Origin of the sequence: Vibrio sp. L3-7, assembly GCF_963898195.1 — a bacterium.
GTDB classification, from domain to species: Bacteria; Pseudomonadota; Gammaproteobacteria; order Enterobacterales; family Vibrionaceae; genus Vibrio; species Vibrio echinoideorum.
In genome coordinates this window covers 36,432-53,527 of record NZ_CAWQUW010000005.1, presented here as the reverse complement: position 1 = coordinate 53,527, position 17,096 = coordinate 36,432, and the positions used below count along the sequence as shown (strand labels likewise).

Below are 17,096 nucleotides of genomic sequence, written 5' to 3'. Positions count from 1 at the left end.
ATACATTAATTTAATACCACGTAAGGTGTTGATTTGTGAGCCATGGGTACATTGGATGTATCCAAAATAAAAAAATAATAGTGAGACAAAGGTATGAATTCTGTTACAAAAATTGCTGCAGCTGTTGCATGTACTCTTTTAGCGGGCACAGCTACTGGTGCAACTCTTGATTATCGTTACGAGTATCGTGCTGCGACGGATTATACAAAAACAAATGGCGATACTGCTCACGTAGACGCTCGCCATCAACATCGAGTTAAGCTAGGTGAAAGCTTTAAGCTGTCAGACAAGTGGAAACACTCTACAGGCCTGGAACTTAAGTTCCACACTGATGATTCTTACTACGATGAAGATTCAGGTTCTGTTAAGTCAGCGAACAGCCAGAGCTTCTACGATGGCAACTGGTACATCTATGGTATGGAGATAGATAACACTGCGACATACAAAATAGACAACAATTGGTATCTACAAATGGGTATGCCTATTGCTTGGGATTGGGATGAGCCTAATGCTAACGATGGCGACTGGAAGATGAAAAAGGTTACGTTTAAACCTCAGTTCCGCGTTGGCTATAAAGCAGACATGGGTTTAACAACCGCGATTCGTTACCGTCATGAATATGCTGACTTCCGTAACCATACGCAATTTGGTGACAAAGATTCAGAAACTGGCGAACGTTTAGAGTCAGCTCAAAAATCAAAAATCACACTAACCGGTGCTTACAAAATTGAGTCTCTACCTAAACTTGGCCTTTCTTACGAAGCAAACTATGTAAAATCTTTGGACAACGTACTTCTTTATAATAGTGATGACTGGGAATGGGATGCTGGCGTAAAAGTAAACTACAAGTTCGGTTCTTGGAAACCGTTTGCTGAGATTTGGTCGTCAGATATCAGCTCATCTTCTAAAGACCGCGAAGCAAAATACCGTGTTGGTGTTGCTTACTCATTCTAATTAGAAATAGTCAATTTATTAAATACCCCCTCTCCTCTTGTAATTTTCTGGGGCATATTTTAATTACTTTAATTTAAATAATAGGATGTTCTAATTTAGATTAGTTTCATCCTAATAAATATTTAACGGCTATTCATTATCTATTTCTTATGTGATTTACATATGGATTTAATATCATAAAGAGAATTTTTTATGCAGATTTCTAAAGTCGCTACTGCTGTCGCTCTTTCGACAGGTTTATTATTTGGTTGTAACAGTGATGGTTTACCTATTCCGACGGATTCAGGTGCAGGCAGCCAAGAATCAGTACTAACAACGGGTTACTGGCAAATCAGTGATGCCAATTCATCTTCAATATCAGCCTCGTCAAACGCTGACCTACCAAACGTTTATGTTTTCCAAGAAGATGGTAATCATAAATACTATGACGATGATGATGACTTAGGCACGTACACAATTAAAGATGCAAGTGCTTCTACCAATAATTATGATGAAGAAGCCGGAACAGTATCTTTCACGTATTATGAAACTGGCACCTCGACTCTTGAAATTTTAGATGGCGTTTTTTCTTTCGATGACGCAGGTGTGCTGAGTATTTCAGACAAAACTAATGGAATTGACTACTCTGGCTCTGATCAAGCAGCAACTGACGCCGTACAAGAAGCTATAAGTGAAGCCAATGAAGCAAGTGGCATTAATGGTTATGTTCAAATTCTAGACACCAACAATGGTGGCGTAAAGAATGATGTGGGTGAACTACGTTTGAAACTGTCTGACAACAGCACAGGAGCAACTGTAGACAGCATCGCATCAGGAAAGGTAACTGTTGATTTAATCTACCAAGTCGATGAAGACACAGAGCAAGAAGCGAATGGTTCAGGCAATAACTCTTACGTTAGTCTCTACGCTTCAGGTACATCTAACACTAACTTACACGGCGAAGTGATTTTTAACGCTGGAGAAATTTTCTACCGTTCTACAGTTACCGATAGTAGTGGTAAGCCTCAAATTCCTGATGAGCCTGTAGGCACTTACACTTTAGGTGAAGATCTCGCGGTTGAAATCAGTTGGGCGAGCGGTTACTACACATTCAAGGTAAATGACACCGTATACGACAATGGTGGCAACGGTTTTGAGGCTTTCGACAAAACTGCCGTTACTATCGTGTCATTAAAGCTTGGTGATACTTCCAACACAACACACTACGAGTTGAACGCTGACAACTTTAAAGTTTATTCGAATGACACAACTACTGATGAGTTGGTGTTTGAAGATAACTTTAACAATTACCCGAATGGCCAAGCGCTATCAGGTAATCCGTACAACAACAATACTGCGGAAGCAACAGTGATTGTTGACGGTGGCAGTACTGAGCCTGAGCCACCAGTAGATGGTGACTTTCCGGTTGCGTTAAATGAGTACACTTTTGACAACGCTGACTACACAACTGACAGCGGTAGTGCCGACAATGATTTGACCAGTAAATCAGGCTCTCCTTTGATCACTACGACCTCTGGAGCTGCAGGTACTGGAGCTATGCATATTGACCAAGATTCAGCTACAGGTGGAGGCTATGGTTACATTTACTACAATGCAACTTCGGCAACTACTACTGGAGCTCAAGCCATTGAGGATTCATTCTCTGTAGAGACGGTTATTAAAGCAGATCGTTTTGGGTATGATTCCGACGTTTCACTTGTTGATTTTGCAGAAACTAGTGATTACTTAGGGTTTAAACTCTACCTCGAGTCATCAGACAACTCCATCAAGTTTAAGGTTTACGGCGGTCTTGATGCAGACGACAAGGGCTTGAGTACAGAAGCGAAGTCTAGTGAAGGAGACGTTTATCTTGTTGAAGATAATTGGTATCACATCTTAGCGACTTACAACCACTTAGATTCGACTGCTAACTTATATATCGATGGTACTCTTGCTCACTCGAAAAGCGTCGATTTTTCTGTTATTGAAAATACAACAGATGACAAATTTATTCTTTTAGGTGGCTCTTCTAGTAGTGATAAAAACTTCGATGGGTCGGTGGACAATATCGCAGTTTGGAATACAGTTCTGACTGATGTACAAATTCAAGAACGTGTAACTCAATTTACTGCTGAGTAATAACTCTTTGATTACGTCAATAGCCTCTAGTTCTACTAGAGGCTTTTTTGTAATCGGTATTCCAATATATACCTCGAACCTAATCACCTAAATCTCTAAAATCTCCTTAACTTCAAAAGTAGTAACCTCCTAACCTCTCCATCCTGTTATTTGGGCTTTTAATAGCCAACTCAATTTCAGTTTACCAATACAAACCCCGTTGTTTATTCAATGACTTCCAGAACTAATCATCCTAGGTGCAAGGTATTATCAGCCAATGAATTGCCCTTAGTATCTAGTGTTAAATATAAGTATTGATAGCGATATGGCGATCAGTTTGAACAAACCAAAAGCAACCTAAGCCAATGTTTAACACTCACCCTAGATTGTTAATCTATGGCTTATTGATGCAGGTCTATGAACGAATGAAAGGCTATGCGTTGGATATTAGATTAGGGATCGGAAAGAGGATATTCAAAACAGAAGTTAAGGTCAGCCACCAGCTTTTAACCTATATGTTTATCTTTAACAACTGATGGTTTCTGCCCAAATAACAGACACAAAAAAGCCTCCGAACTCTAGGAGTTGGAGGCTGTGTTTTTATACGGTTAGATTACTTTTGGTATTGATCGTGCGATACGTCTAGTTGGTAGAAAGTCGCTTGTGAGTAATCGTCTAGGTCGCCGCTGATGTTTTGGTTGTAAACACCTGCTTTGAAGTACATATACTTACCACCTGCGTCGTAGCCGCTTTCGCTCATATCAACCACTTGCACTACGTCGTCTTTGCCTTCACGCATTAGAGTGACAGTCATCGTGTTACCCTTAACTGCGATGCGGTAGCTGAACACTTCGCCAAGCGCGATACCATCTTCACCCACTTCAGCAGTCATGCCACCAACTAGAGGGTAGAAGTCCTCTTTAGTCGCATCTTGACTCTCATGTGCAAAGTAAACCGCACCCGTTGCTTGGTTTGGCAGTTTACGGTAGTACAAACGAATTGGCTCATCGTTTTGATCGTGAATCTGACCAATGATAAAGCGGCCTACTTCGTTAGCATTACCTGTCGTTGTTGCGTGATCGATTTTCAAGGTAGCTTCTAGAACACCATCGATACCCGCTGCCGCTTCTAAATCTGATTCAGGCGCGCTTGAAAATACCCAGTTGTTCTTGTTAACACCCTTAGTGCTAATAGATTGGTCACCACGGCGCATCATTTCACGAAGCTCAGTACGTGCGTACTTAGTGTTTTTAGATGTACGTACACCCTTCACGTAAGCCTTGAATACTAGACCGCCATCGTCAGCGGTATAGAAGATTTCAGGGTGTTGGTAACCGTTTGCAAGGTTCCACTCAGAAACATCATCAGGCTTGCCATTTTTATCATGATCGAAAGGCTGAGATAGGTACCAATGAGTCATATCAAAGTTTTCGCTAGGTGCATTACCTGCTAGAGGTGTCTCAGGTAAGCCCGCTGGTAGAGGTAGCGCAGTGCGTGTTTCACATTTCACTGCTGTCTCACAAGGGTAAACCGCTGCGACACCGAAATTACCAGAACGTAGGTCTTTACGTGCTGCTTTACGCGCTTTATCCGCTGCTTTCATTTCAGCGATCATTGCTTGCTCTGCTGCTACTACTGCTGGAGTAATAATCTGGCTAGTAGGACAAGCGTTAACATTACAGTTAACAGCGGCTAGTTCAGTCACACTGTTCCAACCGTTTTTGGTGTTACCGTGACCAACATATCGTACGTAACGGGCTTTAACCGCAGGCTCAAATTGGAAGCGCTCTAAACCGATCGCTTTACCAGAACTCATTTGGTTCTCAAGCACTGTCGTCCAGCTTTCGCCATCAACACTAACTTGAATATCAAATTTAGATTGACGCTCGTTACCTTTGCTAAATGATGCTTGAACAGCGTCAAATTCTTGAACTGAACCATAGTCCAACATTGCCCACTCGCCGTCACCCGCTGAAGACCAACGTGTTGTTAGATCTTGGTCAAACAGGCGATCTGGGCCGTTACCATCATGGCTGCTAGCCGTCATAGCAACCGGCGTTAGGAGAGCTTCACCGGTTTCTTTGTTATTCGGGAAATCAACGCTAGGCGTGCTAGTACTCGCACAACCAACCGCAAGTATAATAGAAGAGGCAAGTAAGCTTTTTAGAATGATTTTTTTCATATTAAATCCATTATTATAATACAAAGGCAGTATTTGTAGGTGACATAAAAATCAGCAAACACGAGCTATAAGGCAATTCCTACCTCAATATTTGCGATAACATGGAAATATTACGTAATCTTATAATACAAATAAAACATTTCATTGAATAAATGAGACTGAGGACACTTTCCGTTTTACCATACTTTAACTGGATCACATTTCTTATTGATAAAAGACAAGGTATAAAAAATAGGAATGCAATATCGGTAGATAAACGGAAAGAAATCATCCGTTTAAAATGACGATTTTTTAGTTAAGTTGATCAATTTTTCAGAGAAAAAAGACCACATGATTAGGATCTAATGTGGCCTTTTTTTTAATATCAGTTATCGCTATTCAAGCATCGGCTCGGTCAAAAATGCACAGCTCGTAAAGAACTAAAGCTCACATCAAACACCTCATCTACATAGTCACTATCTGGCTTAAATTGGGGATAAATACCCGCCTTGAAATAGAAGGCGATATCTGTGGATGTCCAATCTGACGTTAGCGAAACAGTATCGCCATCTTTGTCTTGGTAATCCTCACCCCAAGGAATCAAGTGCGAAACAGTATTGGTTCCATCTGAATCATGGGTCGCCAGGTAAACACCGTCTTCGTCAGCACGAATCGTATATCGCCACTCTTCACTGGCTGTATATGTACCCAATTCAACACTGAATGGTTCGCAACCGCTGCAATCTTGATTATTGCGCTCAAAATCGGAGTTCAGTATTACTCGTACTGGCTTATCCTCTCCTTCCCAAAGAAGTTTCACCAATGCTTGATTAATCTTCCAACCATGAATTTGCCCAAGTACCACTTTTGGATCTTGGTTATTGATATTCGGGTAGTCTTCGATGCGTAAAGTTGCCGTTAGCTCATGGCTGGTTTTATTGGTTCTGGTGTCATTCAAATACCAGCTTGTGTCTTCATCACTGGTGCTGCAATCGGGTTGTGTATTGCTTTGATACAACTCCCTTAATTCAGAACGAATATAGCTAGAGTTTTGAGTTGAGGTTCCATACCCCATATCGGTTCTAAAATGCATCCTCCCTTCATCAGTATTGAAATAAGACAGGTTAATATCGCTGAGGTAGACATCACGGTCATCTGCGAGAAGGTCTTTGCTCGACTCGCAACGCTCAGGTTCTAATTCAGCAGCACTATCGCCGCCACTTCCATACCAAGTGTCTTTGCTAGCAGGAATCGTCAACTTCCAATCACTAATATCCCAATCGTTTGAGCCATTGATTTGAGTTGTGGTATATCTCAGCGCTTGGAAATAGGCCGTGGCTTCACCATTTTCAAACTGGTTATAGATACCGGCTTTGAAATAGCTCAGGAGATGTTCCCAATAGGCGATATCTTGGTTCACTTTTACTTCATCATTCACTTTGATCGCCAATGTATTCTGGTAAATAGAAAGATCAAACTTAGTAAAGCTATCAAGATCCGCCTCTCCTAAATCGTACCGATCATAAGAAGTGGCATAACAATTTGAAGAGTCTGAAGCACTGCTACAATCAATGGCGTTATTTTTCATTACCGCCCAATAGTGGCCTGTAATGCCATCTCGCTCTTGCTCCCAAACCACACGTAATAACGGATGAGGAATATAACCCGTTCCACTCTCGTCCGTACCTTTATTATGTATCTGTAACAGCGTCACTTCATCGTGATCAGCAGGTGAACTTGCCATTGAATGTTCGATATCTGGTAGGCTTATTTCTGCATACAGGCTTCGCCTCACACCGGATTCATTAACATCGAAGTTTCCTCCTTCGCGAACTTCAGATCGCATCTTATAGTTAGCCATTTTAAATATAAGATTCTCAGTCTCTTCATCAGCGTAAAAATAATCGCTGATGTAGCCATCGAAATCGCCATCTTTAACTTCAGAGGTTTTATTGCCTTCTTCTCCATTAGGATCAGATACCTGAAGATCGGAACTAGAAAGGATGTTTTGATACTTAGCGATATCGTAAGGTGCGACAACGCCATAAGACGTCCCTGGATTGCTGCTATCAGAAGGGTCATTGCTGTCACTTGAACTATTTGAACTGCTTCCACCGCAGCCATACGTAAGCGAAGCGAGCACGACGACAAAAATTGGCTTATTCACATTTATCTCACTTATCCATAAGAGTTAAGTGATAATGTATATTTGTACTATTTTATGTCAATTGAGTAATTATCAGAATGTGAGATGCGACAAATCAAGTGAAATGAGCAATGAATACGGCGTTTTCATATGATAGGGACGCAAAAAGGCCACTCTAAACGCGAACGTTATTGAGTGGCTTTCATTTTGATAAATAATTTTAAACCATTGAAAATTAATACCAATTAACACCTATTAGATGTTAGTTTTAAGTACACTAAACTTTAAAGCTGCTCATAAGCTCACTGACGCTACCATTAAGTGTTTTGATTTCTGCCGACTCTGTCAGTTGATCTTGGCTTAACTTGTTCAGCTCCTCAACGAAGCTTTCAATCTTGTGCATGTTCTTAGCAATACTCTGAATCAATGCATTTTGCTCCACAGAAGACCCAGAAATATCGTTATTGAAACGGCTCACGGTTTCCATCTGCTCAGTTAGCTTAGCCAGCATGTTTACCGCTTGGATAACTTGAGCACGAGTCATCTCACAATTACTCTTGGTCAGTTCAATCGATTTAACTAGACCATCCGATTTCGACTGTAAACCCAACAGCGCTTCTTCTATTTCCGAGGTGCTGATTTGTGTACGATTAGCCAGTGCACGAACTTCATCAGCCACCACAGCAAAACCTCGACCGTGTTCGCCGGCACGCGCTGCTTCGATCGACGCATTCAACGCCAGTAAATTGGTTTGTTCAGCAATACCGCCGATCACAGAGACAATCGACTGTATACTTTGCGTTTCGTTGGCCATAGAGCGAATGTCGTCGGAAGTCGTACACACTTGCTTTTCAAGGTCACTGATATACGTTTCAGTCACCGTATTGATTTGCTTGGTCTCATCACTGAACGCAGCCGCATCTCGCGCTGCGTGTGCCGCCGATTGAGAGCTCTTCTCTACTTCGTTTGACGCTTCTGAAAGCCCATTAATCGCAGAGACAACTTGAACGGTTTCGTCTGTGTGAACTTTCAATACATCGCTGGTTTCTTTACAACCTTCTCGAATACTTAAGACTTTGGTATCCAAATCTGAGTTCTTGAATTTCACGTCTTTAACCATTTCTTGCAAGCCAATGATGAACAAGTTGATGTCTTTAGCGATATGCCCTAAGTCATCATTACCCTTCTCTACCAACCTTTGAGTTAAATCACCATTACCTTGAGACAAATCATGAACAATCTTACGAAGTGATACGATTGGGCGGTAGAAACGATTCAGAAGCAATATCATCAATATCACCGAACCAAATACACAAGCAACAATCAGAATTCGAGTACTCGACATCACACCATTCAATTGGTCAAGAGCTAACTCGGGGTCGATACTGGATATCATGTACCACTCTTTTTGGTTACCGATATCAACCTTTTTAGCCATCAAGATTCTTGAGTAACCATTAATCACGCCTTCAATAAACTGATCAGGCAGTTCTATCGCGCTGTTTAATTTCATACGAGTATCCGCAGAAGATATATTGGTTTGCGGAAGCACGTTCTCTATTGTTGAAGCAACAACCATCCCTCTTTCATCAACAATGATGCCTTTCGCTTCGTAAATGCCATCCAACTGTTCGAGTTGCGCTTTTAAGTCATCAAATCGAATGTCTGCCATGATTACGCGGTCTTGATACGAATACGTCACACCAATCATAGGTACTTGAGTACTCTTAGTGAAAAATAGGTCACTAAAAGATAAACCTGACTTCAGTTTCGCTTGTTGATACCAAGGGCGAGTCGTTGGGTTGTACTTTTCTTTTAGCCCAACACCGTTAGGGAAAGACTCAGAAGGCCGAGATGTATAAGAACGTCCGTCGTCGAAACCCACCACAATTTTGTCAATGCCCCCTAGCTTAGCGGCATAATGCATAAGCGCTTCGTTAGGTACCTGGTATGGTGACTTCATGAACTCTTGTGCAACTGAATTTACGGTATCGATGGTTCTCTGAACGGTATTTTCAATGTGATTAATTTCTATCGTTAGCGAGTGGTCGATCTCGTTGTATATCGTTTGGTTGACCTGATCTGTGGCCAAGTCGAGCGTAAACCAGTTCGTAAATACCAGAGCACTGGAACTGACGATCGCCACCATCAAAATCAGCTTACCTTTGAACCCTAGAGACAGTTTTGAATTCATAAAACTCATTATCCGTACAACCTATATCTATTATTTTCATCCGAACAAAGTGGTTATTTTTTGCATTATCGTAGATACGGTGAAACGCAGCGTATTCATGTCGACACATCCGTACAACCACAACTTCAACTTCAACTTCAACTTCAACTAATATTGTATGTTTAATTAACTATCCTTTCTGTGAGCGACTTTGATATATTTAAAATGACTAAAAACACTCTGTGACATAGGTATCAGTTATTAGTCTTAACTTTTATCAACCTATAGTAAAAAGGCAAAAACTTGTAATTAAATCGAATCCACTGCGATAAGTTGGTATTTTCGTCGATAATCCACCTCACTAAAATCAATTTTTCTGCGTTATCTGTTTGCGTAGAAAAGTGAGGAACAACTCACACTTTCGCAAACCAACCATTCACTAAAGGCATTAAGTTTTAACATTTATTTGTAATACAATAACCCCTAAGGTATGGTGTGTTTGAATCAAAACTTAAGTTCTTTCTGGATACTTTTGTTCAATTCAAAGTGGTAATTGAAGCAATTTGCTTTGAGGTCATTGAACACTTTTAACGTAGAGACTGTCGGGGGATCTCGTTAATCGTTATTTCACTTTAAATTGTTCATCCTTTTTTTCAGACGGCTCGTCCGAGCACGCCCACATAGTCACCAGCTGTGTGGGCTTTTTTTTGCTTTCTTTTTAAGTATTCGATCGATGAGTAATGCAACGTCAGTGTAGGTTTTAAACGTTTGAGACGGATATGCTAGTAGCTTAGTTTACTAAAAGTTCTGTTTACCAAAAGATTGACGATTGGCTTACTGAAGGGAGAGTTGCTTGAAGATTTATGACGTTGAAAGTTGAAATCAAAGTAGAACTAACTAGAACAAAGGTAAAAGTAAGAACAGAAATAAATAGAGCTTTGCTTGGGTAACGCAAAGGAAATGAGGCACAAAAAGGAAGAAACAAAGCGAGCTTGAAAGGAAGAAAGGAAGAAAGGAAGAACGCAAGAAACGGTTATGAATGGATTTACGAAAAAGCAGAACTGCAGATAAAAACGAACCTCGCCGAGGTATCGCCGCCTAGAAGACAAGCAATACCCTAGCGAGGTCGTACGTCGATTACTTCTCTAGTTTAGCGAAGTAGTCGAAGATTACTGGTACGTCGTTGTTACCCATGCCTGCATCAACAGCAGCTTGTAGGCTTGTTGCAGTACCTTGAGCGATTAGAGACTCAGTACCTAGCTCGTCACAAAGAGCAAGGAAGTAACCAAGGTCTTTGTTTGCGTTTGCAACAGAGAAACCTAGCTTCTCTTCGCCGTCTACTGCGTAGAACTTACAGAATTGCATGAACGGAGAGTTAGATGGACCTGCAGACATGATATCAAACAGTTGTTGGCCATCAACGCCAGCGCGTTGAGCAACAGCGAAAGCTTGAGACATAGTCGCAACAGTTGTCATACCCATGAAGTTGTTCACAAGCTTAGTAACGTGACCTGAACCTAGAGCACCTAGGTGGAATACGTTTTCGCCTTGCTCTTCAAGAACAGGTTTAACTTTGTTGAAAGTTTCCATGTCACCAGCAGCCATGATGTTCAGAAGACCATCTTTAGCGTGTGCAGGAGTACGGCCTAGAGGAGCGTCGATCATGCCCGCGCCTTTTTCAGCAAGAGCTGCGCCGATTTTCTTAGTAGAAGCAGGGATAGAAGTACCGAAGTCTACTAGTACTGCGCCTTCTTTGATGCCCGCTAGAACGCCGTCTTCGCCGTATACGATTTTTTCAACAACAGCTGAAGTTGTAAGACAAAACTGAACAATGTCACTTGCCGCAGCGAGTTCTTTAGCAGAAGTGAATGCAGTCGCATTGCCACGGTCAGTAACGCGAGCAACAGCTTCAGCGCTTAGATCCATTACGTTTACGTGGTAGCCGCGCTTTTGCAGGTTTTCAACCATGTTGCCGCCCATAAGACCTAGGCCAATGAAACCAATTACAGGTTTAGTCATGTTCAAACTCCAAATATAGTATTGTATGATTATATGCTCATTATAATAACTACGTCTTTCTCGTTTCGCAATAGTTTTAGGGCATTCATTCGATGGTTAAGCGTAAGTTGTGACGGCGATACAATTTACGAGAAAATATGGCTTACGTTTTATATTTACCGGAACTATATCACCCTTAAAAAGCCGTTTATTTACAAAATGCCACACGCTATAGCTCATGCGATTAATATGAACAAACTACGCCTCAACCTACTTTAAGTTCACTATTCTCTTTTCAGCCTGTGACTGAGATTGTTCACTGTAAATAAGTGATAAAAAGCTCTTGGAAACTACAAAGCCATACTTACGGAGCTCGTATACGACTCCTGTACATTTTCATTCAACATAATTGTTGAATACATGTCCTGTCTTGGCCTACATCAGATTAATCAGGCTCTGCTCTGCACTATTGATTTGGCATCGAGAGGCCAATAAGTGGACTTCTGGCACGATTCCAACTTACATGGAGGTACATTTGCACCGCGTCTCCCATTTTCGCTAGGCAAAAAAAACTCCGAGCTTTCGCCCGGAGTTTTTAATATCTAGCTTCTGTTATTTCAACAAATTACAGTTCGATTGAAACCGTTTCGCCGTCAACAGTTAGCTCTAGCGTGTTGCCTACAAGCTTATGTGACACTTCAACTGGCTCGCCTTCGTTCTTATTAGGAACGAGAAGCGTCAAGATGTTGTGCTCTTTAGAGGGCTTGAATTCCACTTCAACGTGACGGTGGATTTCAAGATCTTTGAACTCGTATGGGTCAACTTCGCCAAAGCCTTCAACGTTCTTCACTGAAGTGATGTTGTCAGCAGACTCGTTGATGAAGTTTACGTCTAGGTGCGCAACTTCGCCGCGGATAGTGAAAGACTTATCAGCTACTTCGTTTGCGAAAGTCGTGTGCATTAGCCAAGTCATGTCTTTCTCTTCAGAAAGTATTGCCTTGTCTTGCATTACGAATACTTTACCTTGAACAAACCAGACCTTACGTTTGTAAGATTCGATTTCAGGAACGAAGTACTTGTAAGATGCCGTTGCATCACCTTCAACCATCTTCACATCAGATTCAGTGTCGAAGTCAGAGATAGTGCCGCCCGCTTCGATACAGAAGCGATCTTGGTGGTTTTCGTAGCCTGTATTCTTGTTCTCGCCGTACTGACCTTTACCGTCAAATAGTGGAAGGTTTTTAGAGAACGTTTGACGACGCCATTTCGTGTGCATGTCTACACCGAAACCACCGTAGTAACCTGTTACTGACGCTAGCGTTTCACCAAATGCGTGAAGCGTAAATGCGTTTTGGTCACCGTGAGAGTGGCTGATTGAGCCAAACGGAGAACATTTGAATACCATGTGAATATGGTTATCACGCTCAGTCATCTTGTTGTGGAATGCAGCCCAACCCGTGATTGGGAATACTTTCAACAGTGGATCGTTTGATGGTGCTTTCTCTTCAGGTGCATCCCAAAGGAAGTTAAAGCGAAGATCGTCGTAGCCGAAATCCCACCAACCAAAGTTGTAGAATTTGGTGTGTGCTTCAGTATCACGGCCTTTCAGTTGGTTGTAGTACCAAACGTACTCAGGCTTCTGGTTAACACCTGCGTAGTGCTTGATGTTGTAAGCCAATTTTAAACCTGGGAAATCGCCGATTGAAGACTGGTCACAGAAGCTCGCGCGCTTAGAGTGAACAGGCATACAATAAAGTGGGAAGTCACCGGTGTTTTCGTAGAATGTTTTGTTAAACATGTCTACACCACAGTATGCTTTCAACAGGTCGAATGCTTCGCCTAGGAATGCAGTTTGTGTGTTCCAGTAATCAGGGCCTTCAGCCCAACCGCCGTCTACACCGCCCCATGGTGGGTAGTGTACTGCGTAGTATTCTAGCGCGTAAGCGATGTACTCGCCTGCTTTCGGGTGATCGTGGTAAAGCGCGATACACGTTGGGATGATAGCAGAAGAAATAGAACGAACACCGTGGCTGTTTAGCGGGTTGTTCAATAGATCAACCGTCACTTTCAGGTGGTGCATGATTTCGTCTAGACGCTCAATCAAAGCATCTTGAACTTGCTGACGTTCTTCATCTGCGAAGTAGCCGTGTAGCCAGTCGTAACCCCAAGCCATTGCAGCGATGACACGGAAAGCCGCTTCGTCGTTGTAGCCACGAGAAGTCACGCCTTCTGGATCGTACGTAGACAGTTTTAGAGTCCAAGCTTTTGCTTTAGCAATGAGCGCTTCGTCTTCTTTTACAACACCAGCAATCGCTAGGTTACGTGTCGCGTTCAGTGCCATTTGGCAATCAACGTACATTTGACGCCAATAAGGACGCCATAGAGAAGCTTTACCTACCGTCTCAGCTGGGTATGCTTGAGGCTCTTCAAAAGGCGCAGTCTCAAGAAACTTAACGGTAGAGTTGTTGTAGAAGTCATCAAACATGCAGTGAGCTTCATCAGCTTTCACTTTTGCTTTGAATTCTTCTAGCTGATCAGCTTGAACAAGAAGACGCGGACGTGCTTCGCTCAAGGTGTCTAGGAATGATAAGTCGAAGTCACGTGTTTGAACTTCGATAGGGAGTAGGTCTACAAGATTACCTGCTGAAGTATCATTCTCCAGCTTCATCTTCCTGATTGCATCAAGAGATTTTTGGTCGCTCATTCTAACTCACTTATTTTTCAAGTTGATTGAAAGGAATTAGCAACAATATACGTCTTATTGTAGGACAATTGAATGTATTTCGATTCGATCGTACAATTTTTTACAGTTTTCGTGATTTAGGTCTGATGTTGTAAGCCAGGCGCGTTTACTCACTTCGCAAAACAAAAAATGCGACGCTCTTTCGAGTCGTCGCATTTTGTCTAAACGTTCGCTAGCTATTAGCTTTCAGTTACCGCTTTAGCTTGCTTGCCGCCGTCATCGACCGCTTTCACAAGTAGAACACCGACACCACCAACTATCACACCACATAAGATGAAGACTAGGCGTCCCCACATTGGGTTAGTCAGAAGAGCCATCAACATGATACCAACACCCGCTACCGCAATCAGTTTACCAAGCATTTGACGTTGTTTGTTATCCAACACTTTTTGCTCTGCCGATTCAGCTACTAATGGTGTATCTAAGTTGCCAAAGAACTTATCAACATCCGCTTGACGTTCTTTTGATAGAGGCTTGTAGAACATCGTAGATAGTACGAAGAAGCCACCAGTTAGCGTGATGTGAGCAATCAGACCAATCGCAACTTTAACATCAGACCATTCACGTCCTGTTAGAGTATCAAGACCAAACGCCGCTGCTACCATCTCTGCGTCGATAACAAAACCAACCACATAAGATACGATACCACCAACAACTAACGTACCCCAACCAGCCCAGTCCGGAGTCTTCTTGATGAAGAAACCAAGGAATGCAGGAATCGTCATAGGGAAGCCGATTAACGCACCTACGTACATCATCGTATCAAACAGGCTCAAACCTTTTAATGAGTTGATGAACTGTGCGATTAGGATAATAGCGAAACCAAATACCGCTGAAGTAATTTTAGATACGGTTACTAACTCTTTCTCTGATGCTTGACCTTTACGAACGATTGTTTCGTAGAAGTTCTTAACAAAGATACCTGAGTTACGGTTTAGACCTGAGTCCATTGAAGACATTGTCGCTGCAAACATCGCGGCAACTAATAAACCAACCATACCTGCTGGCATGTACTCTTGTACAAAGTATAGGTAAGCAAAATCACCCGCTTTTTTACCTGCATTCGGGTAAGCCGCTGATAAATCGACACCTTGACCTGCAATGAACCAAGAAGGCATGAACCAAATAAACACACCACACAACATCAACACACAAGCAAGCAGTGCGGCTTTCTTTGCATTCTTTGAATCTTTTGCTGCTAGGTAACGGTATGAGTTAAGCATGTTGTTCGTGATTGAGAACTGCTTAACGAAGATGAAGAATGCCCAAATCGTAAAGATGCTTAGGTAGTTGATGTTGTTGCCCCAAAGGAACGAACCACCATCTTGTACTGGGAAGTTGTTAACAATCTCACCAACACCACCACCTTGAACAACCGCTACAACCGCACAAGTTACCGTTACCGCCATGATGATAACCATCTGCATGAAGTCAGATGCGATTACCGCCCATGAACCACCTGTTACCGACATCGCCAATACCACTAGGCCAGTCACCCAGATAGTCATGTTCATGTCGAAACCGAAGATACCCGAAGCGATGATTGCTAATGCGTTTAACCACACACCCGCAGATACCACTGAGTTCGGCATTGAAGACCAAGTGAATACTTGCTCGTTCGTTGCACCAAAACGCATACGAATCGCTTCGATTACCGTAACAACGCGAAGTTGACGGAATTTCGGCGCGAAGTACGCGTAGTTCATGAAGTAACCAAAAGCGTTGGCTACGAAGATGACCGCTACTGCAAAACCATCGTTATACGCTTTACCTGCCGCACCGGTGAATGTCCATGCACTAAACTGGGTCATAAAAGCGGTTGCACCAACCATCCACCACAACATATTACCGCCCCCGCGGAAGTAGTCACTGGTGGTACTTGTAAATGTTCTAAACATCCAACCTATCGCAATCAAGAATAGGAAATAAATGCCGACAATAATCGTGTTGAGTTCCATCGTGTATCCTTTGTCCGTTTTAATTTGTTACGAGGACTATAGGAAATTCGACTCTTTATTTGTAGTACAATAATCCAAATAAGTGATGGTGATCTTATTTTGATTGATTAAGTTAATTATATATATGACATAGGATGGAATATGGCTAATCCATTAAGGAAATTGTTAGGGTTTTAGGTAAAAACCCAAAAGATCAAACACTTAAAATAAATTGAACTTTAAAAACAACAACTTAAAATGAAAGTGAGACTTTGCACACTTATTAACAAATACAACCAAACACATATAAACATAAAGACCTAAAAAATAATAAAAGAGAATCCGTGACCAAACCCACATCATTCATCACACAATAAACCAGTATTTTCTATCGAAACCGAGTGGGTAATATCATTAGAATTCAATTCAAACTTGTGTAGTGCTCTTATCTTTAGATCTAAATAAAAATGGATGTGAAATCACCTCTATTTAGACCATTTCCGGATGAGTTAAGAGAGGGAATTTAAGATGCTGTCTCTGGGATTGATAAAGAGAACATGCAAAGATTAGGGGTATTGAGCAACCCGAATAGTTTAAGAAAGATGGAAAATGATTGAACCAAAACAGTGCAACACGCTTCCTAAAAACAAACAGGTTAGCTCGCTAGCATGTCCGTATGTATCCATTGTTTTATAGGGTGCTCTATTATCACGCCAAAATTTTCGCCCTTATGAATTAACAGAACGGTGGCCATATGATGGTGAGTTTATACCTAATAAATAAGCCAAAATAAACTGGAGCTGAGTGCATTTATATCCAGTTTAATAAAAGACCAGAATCACACTATTTTCGACACAATATGGTTAAAACAAGATCGGAGTCTAGTT

General features: G+C 41.8%; 8 protein-coding genes. 2 read left to right on the top strand and 6 right to left on the bottom strand.

All coding sequences use genetic code 11. The features are described from left to right. Positions 1–93: 93 nt before the first annotated feature. Both AACW75_RS05510 and AACW75_RS05505 read left to right on the top strand, forming a co-directional pair. Positions 94–954: an oligogalacturonate-specific porin KdgM family protein gene (locus AACW75_RS05510; RefSeq protein WP_135456463.1), complete on the top strand. Its 861-nt coding sequence runs from the start codon at positions 94–96 to the stop codon at positions 952–954. Between the two features lie 192 nt (positions 955–1,146). Further along, on the top strand, positions 1,147–3,072 hold the full coding sequence (locus tag AACW75_RS05505; protein WP_145570169.1) for a LamG domain-containing protein: 1,926 nt from the start codon (positions 1,147–1,149) through the stop codon (positions 3,070–3,072). A 592-nt stretch (positions 3,073–3,664) separates the two neighbouring features. On the opposite strand, the gene AACW75_RS05500 is transcribed toward AACW75_RS05505, so the two are convergent. The 6 genes from AACW75_RS05500 to AACW75_RS05475 form a co-directional block, all read right to left on the bottom strand. Further along, a complete protein-coding gene (locus tag AACW75_RS05500) occupies positions 3,665–5,233 on the bottom strand; it encodes a polysaccharide lyase family 7 protein (RefSeq protein ID WP_237297663.1) in 1,569 nt (522 codons plus the stop codon). Positions 5,234–5,627: 394 nt separating this feature from the next. Then, positions 5,628–7,379 (bottom strand): polysaccharide lyase family 7 protein, encoded by a 1,752-nt coding sequence (locus AACW75_RS05495; RefSeq protein ID WP_145570167.1) that lies wholly within the window; start codon positions 7,377–7,379, stop codon positions 5,628–5,630. 256 nt (positions 7,380–7,635) lie between these two features. Further along, positions 7,636–9,507: a methyl-accepting chemotaxis protein gene (locus AACW75_RS05490; RefSeq protein ID WP_237297681.1), complete on the bottom strand. Its 1,872-nt coding sequence runs from the start codon at positions 9,505–9,507 to the stop codon at positions 7,636–7,638. Positions 9,508–10,668: 1,161 nt separating this feature from the next. After that, positions 10,669–11,550 carry an NAD(P)-dependent oxidoreductase gene (locus tag AACW75_RS05485; RefSeq protein ID WP_017076738.1) on the bottom strand — a complete coding sequence of 294 codons (882 nt, stop codon included), beginning with the start codon at positions 11,548–11,550 and terminating at the stop codon, positions 10,669–10,671. A gap of 604 nt (positions 11,551–12,154) precedes the next feature. Further along, positions 12,155–14,233, bottom strand: a complete 2,079-nt coding sequence (locus tag AACW75_RS05480) for a DUF4962 domain-containing protein (RefSeq protein ID WP_145570166.1) — start codon at positions 14,231–14,233, stop codon at positions 12,155–12,157. Between the two features lie 218 nt (positions 14,234–14,451). Next, positions 14,452–16,230 (bottom strand): sodium:solute symporter family transporter, encoded by a 1,779-nt coding sequence (locus AACW75_RS05475; RefSeq protein WP_017076740.1) that lies wholly within the window; start codon positions 16,228–16,230, stop codon positions 14,452–14,454. Between the last annotated feature and the right edge of the window lie 866 nt (positions 16,231–17,096).

Bases quoted from the DNA above. Each gene is read 5' to 3' on its own strand.
- AACW75_RS05510 (WP_135456463.1), top strand. From the start codon at position 94: ATGAATTCTGTTACAAAAATTGCTGCAGCTGTTGCATGTACTCTTTTA.
- AACW75_RS05505 (WP_145570169.1), top strand. From the start codon at position 1,147: ATGCAGATTTCTAAAGTCGCTACTGCTGTCGCTCTTTCGACAGGTTTA.
- AACW75_RS05500 (WP_237297663.1), bottom strand. From the start codon at position 5,233: ATGAAAAAAATCATTCTAAAAAGCTTACTTGCCTCTTCTATTATACTT.
- AACW75_RS05490 (WP_237297681.1), bottom strand. From the start codon at position 9,507: ATGGTGGCGATCGTCAGTTCCAGTGCTCTGGTATTTACGAACTGGTTT.
- AACW75_RS05485 (WP_017076738.1), bottom strand. From the start codon at position 11,550: ATGACTAAACCTGTAATTGGTTTCATTGGCCTAGGTCTTATGGGCGGC.
- AACW75_RS05480 (WP_145570166.1), bottom strand. From the start codon at position 14,233: ATGAGCGACCAAAAATCTCTTGATGCAATCAGGAAGATGAAGCTGGAG.
- AACW75_RS05475 (WP_017076740.1), bottom strand. From the start codon at position 16,230: ATGGAACTCAACACGATTATTGTCGGCATTTATTTCCTATTCTTGATT.